The organism is Myceligenerans xiligouense (assembly GCF_003814695.1).
Classification (GTDB): domain Bacteria; phylum Actinomycetota; class Actinomycetes; order Actinomycetales; family Cellulomonadaceae; genus Myceligenerans; species Myceligenerans xiligouense.
This window is the reverse complement of the sequence record NZ_RKQZ01000001.1, coordinates 2,891,079-2,907,067: the sequence shown is the minus strand read 5'-3', so window position 1 is coordinate 2,907,067 and position 15,989 is coordinate 2,891,079. Positions and strand designations below refer to the sequence as shown.

Here is a 15,989-nt window from a genome sequence, read left to right as displayed (position 1 = left end):
GTCGAACCTCCCGGCGGGCGACGGCCGTCAGGTCGCCCTCGCACCTCCACCCGCCGAGTGCGTCCCCTGAGTGAGGCGCCGGAGCTCGGCGGCCTCCACGTTGGCGCCGAACGAGGGGTTGCCGGGCTCCAGACGCACCCCCGCGGCGAGCGGCCCGACGACCACGGGGTCGAACCCCAGCTCGTCGACGATCGCGGCGACCTCGGCGACGTCGGACTCGCCGTCGCCGGCGACCGCGATCGCCCTGCGACCCGGGGTCCCGGCCGGCCGAGCCCCGTCCTCGAGGTCGTGATAGCCCATGTGGTTGAACGCCTTGACGACCCGCGCGCCGTCGAGGAACGCCTGGACGTGCTCGCTGGACGAGACGTCCGCGTCGAGGAGGCGCTCGCGGGGCCCGTCGACCTCCCACCAGTGGTTCATGGCGTCGATGACGAGCTTGCCGCGCAGTTCCTCCGTGGGCAGCGCCCGGTGCTTGCCGAGCGGGAGGGCGAGTACGACGACGTCGGCGTCCCGGGCGGCGTCGGCTGCCCGGACCGCCGTGGCACCGGGCGTCAGGACCTCGACGGTCAGGGCGATCGGGTCCGGCTCGCCGGACCCGGCGACGAGGACCCGGTGGCCGGCGGCCAGGGCCAGCCGGGCCAGGACGGTTCCGACCTTGCCGGCTCCGAGGATGCCGAGGGTGCGCGTGTCCACCCGGGTGCTCACCTCCGTGCTCATCGGGCCCCCTCCAGCTGCTCGGGCCGCTCGGGCTGGTCGGCGAGCATCTCGCGCACGAGCGGGATGACCCGGGTGCCGTACAGCTCGACGGCGCGCAGGCGTGCGCTCGCGGAGCCGGCCCCGGCGGCGGAGTAGATGAGGTCGAACCGGCCGACGTCGAGCGCCCGCACCGCCCGCGCGATCCTGCGGGCGACGGTCTCGGGCGAGCCGACGTAGAGGGAGCCGTGCGCGACGTCGGCGTCGAACTCCTCGCGGCGCAGCGGCGGCCAGCCGCGCAGGGCGCCGATGCGGTCGCGGATCTCCTTGTACCCGGGGTAGAAGAGACGCTTGGCCTCGTCGTCGGTCTCGGCCACGAAGCCGGGGGAGTGCATCCCGACCGGGTGGGTGGTGGTCCCGAGCTCCTGGGTGGCGCGCCGGTACAGGTCGACGTACGGGGCGAACCGGTCGGGGGCCCCGCCGATGATGGCCAGCATGAGCCGGAACCCGTACTGCGCGGTGCGGATGACGGACTGGGGCGACCCGCCGACGCCGACCCAGGTGGTCAGGCGGCCGGAATCGGTCTTCGGGAACACCTCGGCGTCCTTGAGCGCCGCGCGCGTGGTGCCTTCCCAGGAGACGGGCCCCTCGTCGAGGAGCTTGTGGAACAGGTCGATCTTCTCCTCGAAGAGGATCTCGTAGTCGGCCAGGTCGTAGCCGAACAGGGGGAAGGACTCGGTGAACGACCCGCGCCCGAGGATCACCTCGGCGCGTCCGTTCGAGAGGGCGTCGACCGTGGCGAAACGCTGGAAGACGCGCACCGGGTCGTCCGAGCTGAGGACGGTCACGCCGGACGCGAGGCGGATGCGCTCGGTCCGGGTCGCGATCCCGGCCAGGACCGTCTCGGGGGTGGAGATCGAGTACTCGGGGCGGTGGTGCTCGCCGAGTGCGATGACGTCCACGCCGATCTGGTCGGCGAGGACGGCCTCGTCCACGACGGCGCGGATGGCCTGGGCGTGGGAGACGATGTCGCCGCGATCGTCGCGGGGGAGATCACCGAAGCTGTCGATGCCGAACTGGAGGGCGGTGCTGTCGGTCATGGGTGTGCTCCTTGAGGATCCGGGTCTCACCCGCGAGGGGGATTGACGTGTCAATCCTGTAACATGGGAGTTGACGTGTCAATTCCCGGAGGTTGCCATGGCCCAGGAGAAGCACCGCGCGATGCCCACGCGCGAGGAACTGCGCATCTGGCGCGACTACATCGAGACCGCGGAAGCCTTGCGCAACCGCCTGGAGGGGCGCCTCCAGAGCGAGTCGTCCTTGTCCTCCGCCGACTACCGGGTACTGCTCGCCCTCGGCGAGGCGGACCGGAAGACGTTGCGCTCCTCGGCGCTGGCGGCGCTGATCGGCTGGGAGCGGAGTCGCCTGTCCCATCACCTGGGGCGGATGGAGAAGCGCGGGCTGATCCGGCGGGCCACCTGCGCCGATGACGCGCACGGCGTCGAGGTGGTGCTGACCGACCTCGGCGCGGAGAGGTTCCGGCACGGCTCCGTGCCGCACCTGCGCGCCGTGCGCGAACTCTTCGTCGACGCGCTCTCCCCGGAGCGGCTGGCGCAGGTCGACGCGATCACCACCGCGCTACGCCGCCGGCTCGACCTCGGCCCGGAGCCCTCGGGGCGCTGACGGCGGGCTCAGGGGTCCGAGTGGCCGGCTCCGCGGCGGTCCGCAGGCCGTCCGGGAGGGGCGCACCCCGGGCTGGGTGAAGTGCCTGAAATGCGAATGGCGGGGAACGGTGGGAGTGTCGAGACAGCGCGGCGCGTCCGGCGTCGCGCCGATCGAGGAGGTGGGGTATGTCGTCCTGGCTCATCCTGATCATCATCGGCGTGATTCTCGTCATTCTGGGGATCGCCACCGAGATCGGCCAGTTCTTGATCTGGATCGGAGTGGTGGTCCTCGTGATCAGCCTGATCCTGGCTCTGGTCCGCCGTAGTCGGACCTAGGGCATCGCGCCCGGGGTCGATCGGCGCGTGACCCGCGCCGCCCGCAGGGCGGTGGACCGCGAACGGCGGTCCACCGCCCTGCCGCGCCCGAGCCGCACGGGAGGTGCGGGTGTCGCCGCGTAAGATGTGGGCGTGGTCGAATCGGGGGGCGCGTCGTCACACAGGCTGCGAGTGGCGCACGACTTCCCCTATCGCTCCGAGCTGCTCGCGAGTTTGAGCGCACTGATCCTGTTGTGGGAGTCGCCCGGGCTGCAGAGTGAGATCCTGACGTCCAGCGGTGAGCCGATCGACCAGCCTGCCCACCAGGCGCTTCGTCACCTGACCGCAGGGCAGCCGATGCGCCCGAGTGATCTGGCCCAGGCCATGGGGACCGGGGCCTCGAACGTGAGCAAGATCGTGAAGCGCCTCGAGGCCGAAGGCATGGTCGCCCGCGATCGAGATCCCGAGGACACCCGCTCGACCCTGATCACCTTGACCCCGCAGGGCGAGTCGGCCGCGCGCCATGTCTACGACCTGGGTGACGAGATGATCGCTCAGGTGCTGGCCACCTGGTCCCCCCGGGACGTCAGCCGGTTCACGGAGCTCGCCAAGCGCTTCTCGGCCGACGCGATCGCCGCCGCCGAGGAGATGCGCCGCAAGGGTCTCAAGAGGTCGTCACGCGAAGGCCCGACCCTCGCGGACTGAGGGGTCCGTAGCCTCGGCTCCATCCCGGACCGCACGCCGTTCGGCCCTACGCGCTCCCGGACGGGCTCCTCGTCGAAGCGTGCGTAGGCACCCCCGCCGGTGAGATCGTTCCACGGGACCCGGTGCGGCGGGCGAACAGGGTCGGAATATTCTGTCCCGCAGGACAGGTTGTACTGTCGGCAGGGACAGTAAAACCGCTCGAAGGGCAATTCTCATGACCGCACATGTCACCAACACACTCGTCAGCTCCTTCGTCGACTCCGTGAACCGGCGTGACGTGGACGGCGTGGTCGCGCTGTTCGACGACCGGTCGGTCGTCGTCGACGACGCGGCCGAGCATCGTGGCCGGGACCAGATCCGGCGCTGGATCGAAGAGCAACTGGTCACCCCGAGGATCACAATCGCCGTCACGGACTTCGAAAGCTCTGGCTCCGCCGCACGGATGACGGCTGACTCGGACGGCGACTTCCCCGGTGCGCCGCTGCCCTTCCGCTACCGCTTCGCCCTGGGCGAGGCCATCAACCGGCTCGAGGTGGACCTGGCTCGTTGATCGGCCCCCTTCGGCGGGGCCGACGTAGCGGTCGCCGCCGGTGAGGGCGTCGGGGAGAGCGCCGTCGAGTCGGTGCGACGACCCGGTGCGGACGGCGACGTCCCGCGTGCCCTGACGCCCTCCGCGGGCCGGGTGGTCAGTGGTCAGTCCTCGTGCCCGGGGCGCGACGAGCGTCGCCGCTTCGTCTCGGACCGTTGCTTCTTGGCGGTCAGCCGCCGTTCGTGCGAACCGCGGGTGGCGCGCGTGGGGCGGCGGCGCGGCGGCTCGGGGGCCAGCGCGCCGGACACGAGGGCCGCGAGGCGGCGGGCCGCGGCGTCCCGGTTGCGTCGCTGCTCGCGATGCTCCGAGGCGACGACGGTGAGGGCACCGTCGACCAGGCGGTCCGCCAGCCGTTCCAGGACCCGCCGGCGTTGCGCGTCGTTCAGGACGGCGGACCGGCCGACGTCCCAGGACAGCTCGACGCGCGAGTCCGTGGTGTTCACGCCCTGGCCTCCCGGGCCGGAGGAGCGGGAGAACCGCTCCTTGAGCTCGGCGTGCGGGATCGTCAGGTCGGGGTCGACCACGAGGCCGGGGCGCGGAGGTGAGGGCATGCGCCTATCGTCCCTCGGACGCGGGCGTGCCTCACCATCCCTGGACGCGGTGACGACGCGAGGTGCTCCGCCGGTCGGTGTCGGCGCGCGAGCGTGGCCGGTCTGCGCGACCCTGGTGGAGTCCGCCGAGTACCCGATCGAGGAGACGTGAGAGCCATGCCGGAACTTCCGCAGCCGAACGACGGTACGTCCGTCCGGTCCGCCCCGTCGCAGGAAGCCGCACTCGGTTCCACCACCGACACCGGAGCGCCGGCGTCGAGCGACCGCAACTCCCTGACCGTGGGGGCCGACGGCGCGATCGTGCTGCACGACGTGCACTTCCTGAACCAGATGGCCCACTTCAACCGCGAACGTGTTCCGGAGCGGAACGTGCACGCCAAGGGATCCGGCGCCTTCGGCGTCTTCGAGACCACCGAGGACGTCTCGGCCTGGACGAAGGCGGGCCTGTTCCAGCCGGGCGCGCGCACGCAGATGCTCGCCCGGTTCTCCACGGTCGCCGGTGAGCAGGGGTCGCCCGACACCTGGCGCGACCCGCGCGGCTTCGCGCTGAAGTTCTACACCGACGACGGCAACTACGACCTGGTCGGCAACAACACCCCGGTGTTCTTCATCCGCGACACCATGAAGTTCCCGCACTTCATCCGCAGCCAGAAGCGCCGCGGGGGCAACGGCCTGCGCGACAACAACATGCAGTGGGACTTCTGGACGCTCAACCCCGAGTCCGCCCACCAGGTCACCTACCTCATGGGCGACCGGGGCGTCCCGCGCAGCTACCGGCACATGAACGGGTACGGATCGCACACGTACATGTGGGTCAACGCGGCCGGCGAGAAGTACTGGGTCAAGTACCACTTCCACAGCGACCAGGGCGTCGCGGGACTCACCGACGAGGACGCCACCCGGATCGCGGGCGAGGACGCGGACTTCCACCGCCGCGACCTGTCCGAGGCCATCGACCGCGGGGACTTCCCCTCCTGGACCCTGTCCGTCCAGGTCATGCCGTACGAGGATGCCAAGACCTACCACACCAACCCGTTCGACCTGACCAAGATCTGGCCGCACCGCGACTACCCGCTGATCAAGGTCGGCACGATGACGCTGAACAAGAACCCGGACAACTTCTTCGCGCAGGTGGAGCAGGCCGCCTTCGAGCCGTCCGCACTCGTCCCGGGCATCGGCTTCAGCCCGGACAAGATGCTGCTGGGCCGCGCGTTCGCCTACGCCGACACCCACCGGCACCGGATCGGGCCGAACTACCTCCAGCTCCCGGTCAACCGGCCCCGGGTGGAGGTGAACACCTACACGCAGGACGGTGCCATGGCCTACGAGCACCGCGGCGACGCCCCGGTGTACGCCCCCAACTCCTTCGGGCGCGGGTACGCCGACGCGACCGGCGAGGACGACACCTCGTGGGAGTCCGACGGCGCGATGGTGCGGCGGGCCTACACGCTGCGCGAGAACGACGACGACTTCAGCCAGCCGGGCACGCTCGTCCGCGAGGTGTGGGACGACTCGCAGCGGGCGGCGTTCGTCAGGACGGTCGCCGGGCACCTCCTCGGCGGTGTGACCGGCGACGTCCTCGAGCGCGCGTTCGACTACTGGAAGCGGGTCGACCCGGACACCGGGAAGAAGATCGAGGAACTGGTCCGGGCCGGCGGCGACCTCGGCGCGCCCGGCGCGCGACCGGGCGACGCCCGGGAGCACGCCGCCGACCCGATCGTGGAACCGCGGACACACGCCGGGGACTGAGGGCCGCCGCTCGGGCCGATCCGGCGCGCCCGTGACGGCGGACCCCTGACATCTGTCATGCCTCGACCCGTGCATCTCACCGGCCGACTGATGACCGGCGACACTGCCGGTGGCGCGGACGCCGCCCTCGTGACGCGCCGGACCCTGGACGCGCGACGGAGGCTGTACCTCAACGCGGCCTTCGTCAGGCCCGGGCGGTTCCGGGCGCGAGTCCTGCGGTCAGCGCGTCGATGGTGAGGTCGAGGACGGCGGGGTAGGCCTCGCCGAACTCGTCGGCGTGCAGGGGCACCAGCAGCACCGTGCGCAGGGCGCCCACCACCACGGCCGGGTCGGTGCCGGTGACGGCGCCCGCGCGCTGCCGCTCGGCGATGTAGGTGGTGAGGTCGTCGACGAAGTCGACGGGCGCGGGGTTCTCCCCGGGCGGCCGGGCGGTCTCGGGGCCGACCTTGGCGACCACCATGGCGAGCTCGTCGGGGTGGGTCACCAGCCTGCGATACAGGGGGTCGGTGGACAGGATGCCGACCGCCGCGCGCAGGAACCGGCGCAGCGCGTCCCGGGCGTCGGTGCCGGCGTGCAGCCCTTCGTCGATCGTGCGGCGGCGCGTCTCCTCCGCCTGCTCCAGCAGGAGGTGCAGGTAGAGCGCCTCCTTGGACTCGAAGAACGCGTAGAAGGTGGACTTCACGATGCCCGCGTCGGCCACCAGCGCCGCGAGGGACGTCTTCCGCAGGCCCGCGGTGGCGAACAGGCGCCGTCCCGACGCCTTGAGTGCGGCGGTGATCCGCTCGCGCTCGGCCTCGGTGAATGCCACCGGCACCCGGCACCTCCTCATGAAAACGTTCCTGTGTTCCGTTTCCAGAGCCTACCGCGCCCGACGGCGGTGGTGTTGACGAGGCGCGACGCCGAGCGCTACCGTCGTAAAAACGGTCAGGCAGATCTGTTTTCACGATCCGGAAGGTGTCCATGGGCCCGGTCGCAGGTGGTAACCCGATGAAGGTGCTGGTCATGACGCTCGGAACCCGGGGTGACGTGCAGCCCTTCGTCGCGCTCGCCCAAGGGCTGCGCGGCGCCGGCCACGAGCCGCTGCTCGTGGCGCCGCACCGGTTCGCCGGATTCGCCGAGTCCCACGGTGTTCCCTTCGCCGGGGTCGACGACGGCCCGATGCGACTGCTCGACGGCGACGAGGCGGGAGAACTGCTGGAGGGCGGGATCCGGTCCCGGCTGGAGCTCATGCCGAGGATGGCGGCCATGTTCACCCGCGTCCTGGAGGACTCCTGGGAGGTCGCACGGACCTCCGGCGCGGACCTGGTGGTGCACAACGGGCAGATCGTGGCCGGCCAGCACGTGGCCGAGGCGCTGCGGGTCCCCGCGGTGCTCGGCCTGCCCATCCCGATGTACGTGCCCACCCGCGAGTTCGCCTGGCCCGGCGCGGAGATCACCGCACGCCTGCCCGGGATCCTCAACCGAGCCACGTTCCTCGGCATGCGCAGCACGACGGCGATGTTCGGGCGCGTCGTCGACCGCTGGCGCCGGGACGCCCTGGGCCTGCCGCGCCGGCACGGGCGTCACGACCCGACCCGGGCGCACGACGGCGGGCGTGCCCCGGTGCTGCACGCCATCAGCCCGGCGGTCCTGCCCCGGCCCGCCGACTGGCCCGCCGAGGCACGGCTCACGGGCTACTGGAATCTCGCCGAGCACCCCGCACCCCTGCCGGGTGACCTGGAGGCCTTCCTGAACGCGGGTGAGGCGCCGGTCTTCGTCGGCTTCGGCTCCATGTCGGGTGCCGACCCGGCGGCGACCACCGCCGCGGTGCTCGAGGCCGCCCGGCGGACCGGCCGCCGCCTGGTCGTCGGCGCGGGATGGGGCGGCCTGGAGACGTCCGGCCTGCCCGACGGGGTCCAGCCCGTCACCGACGTCGACTACCGCGCGCTCTTCCCGCGCGTCGCCGCCGTGGTGCACCACGGGGGAGCGGGCACGACCGGCACCGCCTTCGCGGCCGGGTGCCCGCAGGTCGTCTGCCCGTTCGTCGCCGACCAGCCCTTCTGGGGGCGGCGTGTCGAGAGCCTCGGTGCCGGTCCCGCCCCGCTGCCCCAGAAACGGCTCACGGCCACGACGCTCGCCGCCGCGATCGAGCGGGCCGTGGATCCGGACGCGCGGGCCGGCGCCGAACGGGTCGCGAGGGCGATGCGGGAGGAGGACGGTGTCGAGACCGCGGTGCGCGGCCTGGAGCGGGCCGCCGGGCGGGCGGCCTGACCGGCGCCGCGCTCCTGCCGGGTCACGCCGCGTGACCCCACGGCCCGTCCGCCGGGCGGATGGCCGCCAGCGCGTAGGCCATGGCGTCCTCCATGGCTCCGTCGCTCTGCCCCAGCGCGGTCATGATCTGGTCGGCCGCCAGGTGCACCGGGATGCCGGCGTCGCCTGCGGCGTCGAGCAGCAGTCGGGCGGCCTGGTCGTCCCCCACGCGCCACGCGACGACGATCACGCTCTTGGCGCGCTCGACCATCGCCTCGCCGACAAGGGCACCGTGGAATTGATCGACGGATGACACATGAACCTCCCGGGTCTCCATGGACCGCGAGCCGCTTCATGACTCCGTGTATCCCCCCTACCCTAGTGTGAACCGGACCATAGGGACAGCTTCGGTGGTCAGGGCCCGGATTTTGCGCGGTCTCGCACCCTCGCGACCGCGAGGCACGGCCCGGCGGCGGCCCGCCGCCGGAACCGTGCTTGGGTCGGGCTAGGACTCGATGGTCTGCCGGCCCTCGGCCGAGCCCTCTCCGATCGTGGTGGGGCCGGCGGTGTGCGCCACGTCGATCTTGCGCGGCTTGGCGTCCTCACTGACCGGAATGGTCAGGGAGAGCACGCCGTCGGCGTACGAGGCCGAGATGCTGTCGAGCGCGAGCCCGCGGCCCACCGTGAGCTGGCGGGCGAACGTGCCCGTGGGTCGCTCCCGGACCAGCCACTGCGCGTCGTCGCCCGAGCGCTGCGAGCGTTCGGCGCGGACCGTGAGCGTGCGGTCCTCGACCGACACGTCGATGGTGCCCGGGTCGACGCCGGGCAGGTCCATCGACAGCACGTAGTGGTCGCCCGTGCGGAACAGGTCCATCGGCATGCCGCCGGACTGCCGCGCGTTGCCGGCGAACGAGCTGAACAGCCGGTCCATCTCCTGGAACGGGTCCCAGTAGGTAGCCATCGCGCACCACCTCCTCTGACGATGCGGCCCTGGCCTCTCCAGCGCCGCGGCGCTCGACGGCGGCCCTCGCCGCCGTCCGGCTACACCTCCAGTTTTAGCACTCTCATGTCGAGAGTGCCAGCCCTTCGGAGGCGCCGCGCACCACCAGGCTGGACCGTAGGTCCCGTGCGCCGATGACTTACGGGGCTGGCGATCGAGCGCACCCGCGGCGAACCTGATGGATGAGTCCCGTCGTTCTCGTCATCTTCATCGCATCCTGGCTGATCATCGGACTGGTGACCGGGCTGTGGATGATCCGTCGCGGGCACGACCCCTTCTGGGTGATGATCGCGGTGATCGCCGGGCCGCTGTTCGTGGCACCCGCGCTGGAACGGGTGGAGCGGCGTCCCCGGCTGGCGGCACAGGGGCCCGAGGCCATTCCGGAGGCGGGGTCCACGGGGTCGATCAGGCCGCGGGTCCTGGTGGGCCTGGACGGGTCCCCGGCGTCGGAGCGCGCCCTGACCACGGCGCTCGAGCTCTTCGGTTCCGGCCTGGTCGTCCTGGCCGAGGTGGTGAACTACGACGCGACGGATGACGCGTCCCACAGGGCGCTGGACGCCGCCGGGGAGCGGCTGGCCGTCGCGGCGGCCCGTGCCCGCGACGCCGGCGTCTCCGTGCGGTTCGAGGTGCTGGCCGGACCGCCCGGTGAGGCCCTGTGGCGGTTCGCCGAGGAGCAGGAGATGGACGTGATCGTCCTCGGCCGACGGGGGCGGGGCCTGACCGCTCGGCTCCTCGGCGGCGTCACGTCCGACGTCGTCGCGCACGCGACGATTCCGGTGCTGGTGGTGGAACCCGGCCAGGCCCCCGATGCCCCCGGCTCACGGTCGCGCTGATCGGCGCCGGGGGAAGGCGGGAATCGGCCTGGAGGTCCACGCGCCGGCCCCCGCACTCACCGCAGCGCACGTAGCGCACCAGGCCTTCCGACGTCCGGTGGCTCGACTCGGTGATCCAGGCGTGCTCGTGGGACGGGGTCGTGGTCCGGTGGTGGTCGTGCACCTCGAGGGTCGTCATGGACACCACCGTGCTGTAATGCTCTTATGCATCTCAACCCTTACGGCGAGTACGCGGTGCTGCTCGCCGCGTCGCTGGCGAACGACTGGCCCGCCACGCGGGCCGGGATCGAGCGGCGGACGCGCGACTTCGGCATGACGATGGTCTTCCCGGTGACGCCCGGGGACCACGAGCGCACCCGGGGCGTGGTCGACGACTGGCTCGCCGTCGTCGACGCCACGGAGCCGCCGGACCGTGCCCGCCTGCTGAACACGCAGATGGCGTGCGCCACCGCCTACCCCCGGCTCATCGACCACGACGGCGAGGGATGGCACCTGCACTACCGCGACGAGGAGCAGTCCCTGCCCGACGTGCTGCGCGCCGTCATCAGCGTGGGCACCGCGCTGCACCTGACCACCCGGGGCATGCACCGGCTCGGGCGCTGCGCGGCGGGGCAGGCGCCCCACGACCCGTGCCGGGCCGTCGTCGTCGACGTCACCCGCAACGGACGGCAGCGGTACTGCTCCGTCCGCTGCGCGAACCGCGCGGCGGTGCGCCGGCACCGGGCCCGTGCCCGGGCCGACGGCTGACCGGCCGGGCGCTCACTCACAGCACCCGTGCCAGGGCGGCGAGGGCCGCGAGCGGATCGGGCCCCGCGGGGATGAAGACGCTCGAGGTCACGCCCGCGCGCCCGAGTTCGTCGATCTTCGCCCGGACCTCGGCGGGCGTGCCCGCCAGGGCCAGTCGCCCGACCCAGTCGTCCGGCATGCGCTCCGTGAACTCCTCGCGGGACCCGCACCGCTCCCGCAGCGCCGTGAACTCGTCGGCGAAGTCGAGCGGCGTCACGTGCGGCGCCCAGTCCGGCTCGCCGACCCACGCCAGTCCGGGGCGGGCGGTCCGGAGCGCGGCGTGCCCGTCGTCGTCCACGGCGCCGATGTTGTAGGCGACCAGGCGGTGCTCGCCGCGCGGGGCGATCGCGCCGCGCGCGGCCGTCGCGTACTCGGGCGTGACCGGCTCCGCCAGCACGGTGCCGTCGGCGACCTGACCGGAGGCGGCCAGCGACCGCGGGCCGCGGACGCCGAGCAGCAGAGGCGGGACGACGTCGGGCACGGCCGACGGATCGAGCCGCAGTCCCGCGACCTCCGTGCCGCCCAGGAGCGCCCGGAGCGTGGTCACGTACTCGGAGAGGAACGCGAGCGGCCGATCGGGCCAGCACCCCGCCTGACGCATCCAGCCGGGCATGCCATGACCGATCCCGACATCCGTCCGGCCGGGGTGGAGCTGTTCCAGCGTGGCGATCTCCATCGCGGCGAAGGCGGGGTTGCGTACCGCGGCGGGAAGGATCCCGATGCCGACGCGGAGGCGCTCGGTCGCGCCCAGCACGGCGGCCGCCTGCACGAGCCCGCCGCGGAAGCCCAGATCCTCCACGACCCACAGCTCGTCGAAGCCCAGTCGCTCCGCTTCCCGCGCGTACGGGAGAACCAGGGAGGAGGGCAGGTCACGCGGGAGGACGACACCGATCTGCGGCCGAGCTGTCATGAGGGAGTTCTACCAGAACGCCGGCCGCGGATGCCCCTGCCGCTACATCCGGCCTGACCGCGTCAGCGTGCGCAGGGTGGTGTCCGCGTTCTCGACGGAGCGGGCGATCCGGGTGACGGTTCCGTCGAGGGACGGGCCCAGGACGCCGGGCTTGGTCGACCGGTCGGCGGTGGCGTCGCGGAGCGTCTGCTGCAGGCTGGACCACGGGCCGAGCGCGTCGGTGAGGTCAGGGACGTGCCGCAGGATCGCGGCGCGGGTCTCGGCCGGGGACTCGGCGGACGGGAGCGGTGGCTCGTGGAACTCGGCGATGTCGGAGAGGTACTCGGACATCCTGTCGGCGAGCTGGTTGATGGTCATCCGAAGCGTCCAGCGAAACCATCCGCGCAGCGGCTCGGCGGTGAACGGCTGGGGGAAGGTGCGGTACGTCGCGCGGACGAACGAGTCGACATCGGCGACCCGGTTCTGCAGGTCCCGGATGCGCGCGTTCGCTGAGCGGGCGATGCCCTGGGCGTGCTGCTTTCCGGAGGCGTCTTCCGCCTTCTCCGGCTCGGCCCAGACGCTGAGCATGGCGTCGGTGTCGATCGCGGCCCATCCGGTGTGCTGGCCGAGCAACGGCCGGGCGTCGATTCCGTCGGGTGCGGCGGGGGTCGTGCCCGTGCAGTACGAGAGCACCCTGCTCAGGTACTTGCGGGCAGAGGATTCCGCGCTGGAGACGGCCGAGGACGCCTCGGCGACGGTGCGGGCGTTCTCGGTGAGCTTGGCGAAGGCTCCGAGCGCCAGATCCCTCCTCATCTCGCGCTGCGCGACGTCGGGCGGCGTGTCGTGTCCCACGACGTGCGGCTCCCACTGGGTGGCGCCCCCGAAGCGCCGCAGTGTCGGCGCTTCCGGGGGCGTGCGGACGACGCCGGGGACGGTGCTGAGGGAGCCTTGCGCGACGGTTCTGGCCATGTTCGCGTCCCTTTCGTCGGAGTGCGACGTTACCGTCCCGGCACGTGCCTCCTGGCCGTCACGGCACCAGTACGACCTTGCCGCCCGCGTGGCCGCCGTCGACCAGAGCCTGGGCCCGGGCCGCCTCCGCGAACGGCAGGACCTTCGCGACCGGGACCGAGACCTCGCCGCGGGCCACGAGGCCGACCAGTTCGGCGAGGTCGGACGCCGAGGGCCTGCCCCCTTCGGTGAATCGCACGCCCAGTTCGCCGGCGGCCGGGTCCGCGATCGTCAGGACGCGCTCGGTGCCGCCCCGCAGTTCGATGCTGTCCGGCAGCGCGCCCCGTCCCGCGGCGTCGAGCACGGCGTCCACGGTGGGTGTCAGCGCGCGGACCCGTTCGACCAGCCCGTCCCCGTAGGGGGTGGGCGTCGCCCCGAGGGCCGCCACCCGCTCCTGGTTCGCCGGCGAGGCGGTCCCGATCACGGTGACCCCCGCCGCGACCGCGAGCTGGGTCGCGAGTCCGCCCACACCTCCGCTGGCGCCGTGCACCAGGAGCGTCTCCCCGGGCTTCGGGTCGAGGATGCGCAGCGCCCGCCGGGCCGTCTCGTTCACGACGGGCAGCGCGGCCGCCTGGGTGGCGTCCATGCCGTCCGGCACGGCGGCCCAGGAGGTCAGCAGCGCGTACTCCGCCGCGCCGCGGCCGGCCGAGCCGGCCACGCGGTCACCCGGGGAGACCCCGGTGACACCGGGTCCCACCTGGTCGACGACGCCCGCCACCTCCGTCCCCGGCACGCCCGGCAGCTCCGTGCGGAACACGCCCTCCATGGCGCCGGACCGCACCTTCCCGTCCCAGGGGTTGAGGCTCGTGGCCTCGACCCGCACGCGGACCTGGCCGGGACCGGCCTCCGGTGCGGCGACCTCACCGACGCGCAGCACCTCGGGGCCGCCGAACCGTTCGAAAACCACTGCTCGCATACAGCTCTCCTTCACTCTCCCGCTCGCCGGCGCGGGTGATCCGTCCGCAACGTGATGACGCTACCCCCCGACCAACCGCAGGGACACGCCGGTGAATCACGGAATTGTCGGCGTGTCCCTGCGGTTCGACGGCGGGGGGTGGGGGTGGGGGGTCGGTGTGAGCGTGTCGAGGTCGGCGGGCGGGCCGGCGAGTGCCCGTAGGGCGTAGAGGATCGTCGCGAGGTCGACGAACTCCTGCACCAGTGCGCCGGTGACCGCCGGGATGGCTCCTGTCATCGCCACGAGCATGAGGCCCACGCTCAGCCCGATACCGATCCAGATCGCGGTGAGTGCGACGCGGAGCGTGTGCCGGCCGATCGACACCGCGTCGACGAGTTTGGCGAGCGAGTCGACCAGCAGGACGACGTCGGCGGCGTCGCCGGCGGCGGTGGCGCCCCGGGCTCCCATCGCGACGCCGATGTCCGAGGCGGCCAGGACGGGGGCGTCGTTCACCCCGTCGCCGACCATCATCAGCGGCCGCGGTCTCAGCTCGGCCGCGAGCCGTACCTTCCGCGGTGGGAGAAGTTCCGCGTGCACGTCGGTGATCCCGACCTGACGCGCGATCGACTCGGCCGTGGGCCGGGCGTCCCCCGTCAGCATCGTGATGTTCTCGACGCCGTTCGCGCGGAGCCACGCGACGACCGCGGGCGATTCTGGCCGGGCGTCGTCGGCCAGGACGATGCTGCCGGCGAAACGCCCGTCGACCGCGACGTAGGCGGCGGCCTCGCCGGGACCGAGATCGGCGGGGGTCAGGCCGGGCGCCAGGGACGCGACGTAGGCGGGCTTGCCGACCACGACCGCGTGCCCGCCGACGGTGGCGGTGACGCCGTTGGTCGCGACCTCGCCGGCCTCATCGGCGGGCAGCAGGTCCAGGCCGCGTTCGGTGGCGGCGCGGCGGATGCTCTCGGCGAACACGTGCGACGAGTACTGCTCGGCGGAGGCGGCGAGCGCGAGCAGTTCGGCCGTGGTGAAGCCACCCGCCGGCCGCACATCGACGAGATCGGGCCGGCCCAGGGTCAGGGTCCCCGTCTTGTCGAACGCGGCCGACCGCAGCCGTGCGAGCTGTTCGATCACGCCACCGCCCTTGACGATCACCCCGGACCCGGCGGCTCGCGACAGCCCGCCCAGGAAGGCGACGGGCGCGGCGATGAGGAGCGGGCACGGCGTCGCGAGCACCAGGACCTCCGCGAAGCGCACCGGCTCCCCCGAGAGTGCCCAGGCCGTCCCGGCCAGCACGAGCGAGACCGCGGTGAACGGGACGGCGAACCGGTCGGCGAGGCGCACGACCGGTGCCCGCGACTCCTCGGCCTCCTCGACGAGTGCGACGATCTGCTGGTACTGGCTGTCGGCGCTGCGCCGGACCGCCCGCATCCGGACCGCCCGCGTCCCGTTGACGGCCCCGGAGAGCACCTCCTCGCCGACCCCGCGGTGCACCGGGAGGCTCTCGCCGGTCAGTGAGGACTCGTCGAACGTCGCACCCTCACCGAGCAGGGTGCCGTCGACGGGCACGATCTCCCCGGGGCGCACCAGGAGCACGTCTCCGACCTCGACGTGCTCGACCTCGGTGTCCCGCACCGTCCCGTCGCCGGGTGCCCCGGGATCCGGAAGGACATGAGCCGTGCGGGGCGACCGGTCGAGCAGGGCGGTGAGGTCCCGCCTGGCCCGCCGGGCGGCGAAGTCCTCGAGCGCTTCACCGCCGGAGAGCATCAGGACGATGATGAGCGACGCGACGTACTCGTCCACCGCCAGGGTCGCGACCATCGCGACCACCGCGAGGATGTCGAGCCCGACGTGCCCGCGAAGGACGTCGCGCACCATCCCGACGAGGGTCCAGGCGATGAACAGGGCGACATAGGCGGTCGCGACGCCCTGCCCGGCGGCCTGCTCGCCCACCGCATGGAGCACGAGCACTGCCGCACCGACCGCGACGGTGACGGCGATCTCGGGGTACCGCGACCATGTCCGGAAGAACCGCATGGCGACAGTCTTGCCCGTTCACGGTGCACGGCGCAGCCCAGATGGA

19 protein-coding genes are annotated in these 15,989 nt (G+C 72.6%); 9 read left to right on the top strand and 10 right to left on the bottom strand.

Features of this window, described 5'->3' with window-relative positions; genetic code table 11:
* Nucleotides 1-27: 27 nt before the first annotated feature.
* The gene (locus EDD34_RS12640; protein WP_123814893.1) at nucleotides 28-717 is read right to left on the bottom strand and encodes an NADPH-dependent F420 reductase; all 690 of its coding nucleotides are present in this window, start codon (nucleotides 715-717) and stop codon (nucleotides 28-30) included.
* Nucleotides 714-1,793 (bottom strand): LLM class flavin-dependent oxidoreductase, encoded by a 1,080-nt coding sequence (locus tag EDD34_RS12635; RefSeq protein WP_123814892.1) that lies wholly within the window; start codon nucleotides 1,791-1,793, stop codon nucleotides 714-716. Before EDD34_RS12635 ends, EDD34_RS12640 begins: the two co-directional genes overlap by 4 nt.
* Before the next feature lie 97 nt (nucleotides 1,794-1,890).
* On the opposite strand from EDD34_RS12635, the gene EDD34_RS12630 reads away from it, so the two are divergent.
* The 4 genes from EDD34_RS12630 (at nucleotide 1,891) to EDD34_RS12615 (ending at nucleotide 3,927) form a co-directional block, all read left to right on the top strand.
* The gene (locus tag EDD34_RS12630; protein ID WP_123814891.1) at nucleotides 1,891-2,376 is read left to right on the top strand and encodes a MarR family winged helix-turn-helix transcriptional regulator; all 486 of its coding nucleotides are present in this window, start codon (nucleotides 1,891-1,893) and stop codon (nucleotides 2,374-2,376) included.
* A gap of 167 nt (nucleotides 2,377-2,543) precedes the next feature.
* Nucleotides 2,544-2,693 carry a hypothetical protein gene (locus tag EDD34_RS12625; protein WP_123814890.1) on the top strand — a complete coding sequence of 50 codons (150 nt, stop codon included), beginning with the start codon at nucleotides 2,544-2,546 and terminating at the stop codon, nucleotides 2,691-2,693.
* A 132-nt stretch (nucleotides 2,694-2,825) separates the two neighbouring features.
* A complete protein-coding gene (locus tag EDD34_RS12620; RefSeq protein ID WP_123814889.1) occupies nucleotides 2,826-3,377 on the top strand; it encodes a MarR family winged helix-turn-helix transcriptional regulator in 552 nt (183 codons plus the stop codon).
* A gap of 214 nt (nucleotides 3,378-3,591) precedes the next feature.
* Nucleotides 3,592-3,927, top strand: a complete 336-nt coding sequence (locus tag EDD34_RS12615) for a nuclear transport factor 2 family protein (RefSeq protein WP_123814888.1) — start codon at nucleotides 3,592-3,594, stop codon at nucleotides 3,925-3,927.
* Nucleotides 3,928-4,070: 143 nt separating this feature from the next.
* Here the strand turns inward: EDD34_RS12615 and arfB are convergent, their stop codons facing one another.
* Entirely contained in the window at nucleotides 4,071-4,517 is a 447-nt protein-coding gene (arfB, locus tag EDD34_RS12610) for an alternative ribosome rescue aminoacyl-tRNA hydrolase ArfB (RefSeq protein ID WP_123814887.1), read from the bottom strand.
* Between arfB and EDD34_RS20670 the strand changes: the two genes are divergently transcribed.
* Nucleotides 4,516-4,668: a hypothetical protein gene (locus EDD34_RS20670; protein ID WP_170177068.1), complete on the top strand. Its 153-nt coding sequence runs from the start codon at nucleotides 4,516-4,518 to the stop codon at nucleotides 4,666-4,668. The two genes, arfB and EDD34_RS20670, sit on opposite strands and share 2 nt — an antisense overlap.
* Nucleotides 4,669-4,673: 5 nt before the next feature.
* Entirely contained in the window at nucleotides 4,674-6,266 is a 1,593-nt protein-coding gene (locus EDD34_RS12605; RefSeq protein WP_123814886.1) for a catalase, read from the top strand.
* Between the two features lie 184 nt (nucleotides 6,267-6,450).
* Here EDD34_RS12605 and EDD34_RS12600 read toward each other — a convergent pair whose 3' ends face one another.
* A complete protein-coding gene (locus EDD34_RS12600; RefSeq protein ID WP_211341572.1) occupies nucleotides 6,451-7,074 on the bottom strand; it encodes a TetR/AcrR family transcriptional regulator in 624 nt (207 codons plus the stop codon).
* A 194-nt stretch (nucleotides 7,075-7,268) separates the two neighbouring features.
* On the opposite strand from EDD34_RS12600, the gene EDD34_RS12595 reads away from it, so the two are divergent.
* A complete protein-coding gene (locus EDD34_RS12595) occupies nucleotides 7,269-8,516 on the top strand; it encodes a glycosyltransferase (protein ID WP_211341571.1) in 1,248 nt (415 codons plus the stop codon).
* Nucleotides 8,517-8,538: 22 nt separating this feature from the next.
* Here the strand turns inward: EDD34_RS12595 and EDD34_RS12590 are convergent, their stop codons facing one another.
* Together EDD34_RS12590 and EDD34_RS12585 are read right to left on the bottom strand one after the other, a co-directional pair.
* Nucleotides 8,539-8,811 (bottom strand): ANTAR domain-containing protein, encoded by a 273-nt coding sequence (locus EDD34_RS12590; protein WP_170177067.1) that lies wholly within the window; start codon nucleotides 8,809-8,811, stop codon nucleotides 8,539-8,541.
* A 189-nt stretch (nucleotides 8,812-9,000) separates the two neighbouring features.
* The gene (locus EDD34_RS12585) at nucleotides 9,001-9,456 is read right to left on the bottom strand and encodes an Hsp20/alpha crystallin family protein (protein WP_123814883.1); all 456 of its coding nucleotides are present in this window, start codon (nucleotides 9,454-9,456) and stop codon (nucleotides 9,001-9,003) included.
* 221 nt (nucleotides 9,457-9,677) lie between these two features.
* Between EDD34_RS12585 and EDD34_RS12580 the strand changes: the two genes are divergently transcribed.
* Together EDD34_RS12580 and EDD34_RS12570 are read left to right on the top strand one after the other, a co-directional pair.
* Nucleotides 9,678-10,328 carry a universal stress protein gene (locus EDD34_RS12580; RefSeq protein ID WP_123814882.1) on the top strand — a complete coding sequence of 217 codons (651 nt, stop codon included), beginning with the start codon at nucleotides 9,678-9,680 and terminating at the stop codon, nucleotides 10,326-10,328.
* 204 nt (nucleotides 10,329-10,532) lie between these two features.
* A complete protein-coding gene (locus tag EDD34_RS12570) occupies nucleotides 10,533-11,075 on the top strand; it encodes a CGNR zinc finger domain-containing protein (RefSeq protein WP_123814880.1) in 543 nt (180 codons plus the stop codon).
* A gap of 16 nt (nucleotides 11,076-11,091) precedes the next feature.
* Here EDD34_RS12570 and EDD34_RS12565 read toward each other — a convergent pair whose 3' ends face one another.
* The 4 genes from EDD34_RS12565 to EDD34_RS12550 all read right to left on the bottom strand — a co-directional run bounded on the left by EDD34_RS12565 (nucleotide 11,092) and on the right by EDD34_RS12550 (nucleotide 15,943).
* Entirely contained in the window at nucleotides 11,092-12,024 is a 933-nt protein-coding gene (locus tag EDD34_RS12565) for an LLM class flavin-dependent oxidoreductase (protein WP_123814879.1), read from the bottom strand.
* 42 nt (nucleotides 12,025-12,066) lie between these two features.
* Nucleotides 12,067-12,972, bottom strand: coding sequence for a hypothetical protein (locus EDD34_RS12560; RefSeq protein ID WP_123814878.1), 906 nt, complete (start codon nucleotides 12,970-12,972; stop codon nucleotides 12,067-12,069).
* A gap of 58 nt (nucleotides 12,973-13,030) precedes the next feature.
* A complete protein-coding gene (locus EDD34_RS12555; protein WP_123814877.1) occupies nucleotides 13,031-13,927 on the bottom strand; it encodes an NADP-dependent oxidoreductase in 897 nt (298 codons plus the stop codon).
* 96 nt (nucleotides 13,928-14,023) lie between these two features.
* A complete protein-coding gene (locus tag EDD34_RS12550) occupies nucleotides 14,024-15,943 on the bottom strand; it encodes a heavy metal translocating P-type ATPase (RefSeq protein WP_123814876.1) in 1,920 nt (639 codons plus the stop codon).
* Nucleotides 15,944-15,989: the final 46 nt, after the last annotated feature.

Bases quoted from the DNA above. Each gene is read 5' to 3' on its own strand.
- EDD34_RS12550 (WP_123814876.1), bottom strand. From the start codon at position 15,943: ATGCGGTTCTTCCGGACATGGTCGCGGTACCCCGAGATCGCCGTCACC.
- EDD34_RS12565 (WP_123814879.1), bottom strand. From the start codon at position 12,024: ATGACAGCTCGGCCGCAGATCGGTGTCGTCCTCCCGCGTGACCTGCCC.
- EDD34_RS12615 (WP_123814888.1), top strand. From the start codon at position 3,592: ATGACCGCACATGTCACCAACACACTCGTCAGCTCCTTCGTCGACTCC.
- EDD34_RS20670 (WP_170177068.1), top strand. From the start codon at position 4,516: ATGCGCCTATCGTCCCTCGGACGCGGGCGTGCCTCACCATCCCTGGAC.
- arfB (WP_123814887.1), bottom strand. From the start codon at position 4,517: ATGCCCTCACCTCCGCGCCCCGGCCTCGTGGTCGACCCCGACCTGACG.
- EDD34_RS12560 (WP_123814878.1), bottom strand. From the start codon at position 12,972: ATGGCCAGAACCGTCGCGCAAGGCTCCCTCAGCACCGTCCCCGGCGTC.
- EDD34_RS12625 (WP_123814890.1), top strand. From the start codon at position 2,544: ATGTCGTCCTGGCTCATCCTGATCATCATCGGCGTGATTCTCGTCATT.
- EDD34_RS12605 (WP_123814886.1), top strand. From the start codon at position 4,674: ATGCCGGAACTTCCGCAGCCGAACGACGGTACGTCCGTCCGGTCCGCC.
- EDD34_RS12635 (WP_123814892.1), bottom strand. From the start codon at position 1,793: ATGACCGACAGCACCGCCCTCCAGTTCGGCATCGACAGCTTCGGTGAT.
- EDD34_RS12595 (WP_211341571.1), top strand. From the start codon at position 7,269: ATGACGCTCGGAACCCGGGGTGACGTGCAGCCCTTCGTCGCGCTCGCC.
- EDD34_RS12555 (WP_123814877.1), bottom strand. From the start codon at position 13,927: ATGCGAGCAGTGGTTTTCGAACGGTTCGGCGGCCCCGAGGTGCTGCGC.
- EDD34_RS12640 (WP_123814893.1), bottom strand. From the start codon at position 717: ATGAGCACGGAGGTGAGCACCCGGGTGGACACGCGCACCCTCGGCATC.
- EDD34_RS12580 (WP_123814882.1), top strand. From the start codon at position 9,678: ATGAGTCCCGTCGTTCTCGTCATCTTCATCGCATCCTGGCTGATCATC.
- EDD34_RS12570 (WP_123814880.1), top strand. From the start codon at position 10,533: ATGCATCTCAACCCTTACGGCGAGTACGCGGTGCTGCTCGCCGCGTCG.
- EDD34_RS12585 (WP_123814883.1), bottom strand. From the start codon at position 9,456: ATGGCTACCTACTGGGACCCGTTCCAGGAGATGGACCGGCTGTTCAGC.
- EDD34_RS12630 (WP_123814891.1), top strand. From the start codon at position 1,891: ATGGCCCAGGAGAAGCACCGCGCGATGCCCACGCGCGAGGAACTGCGC.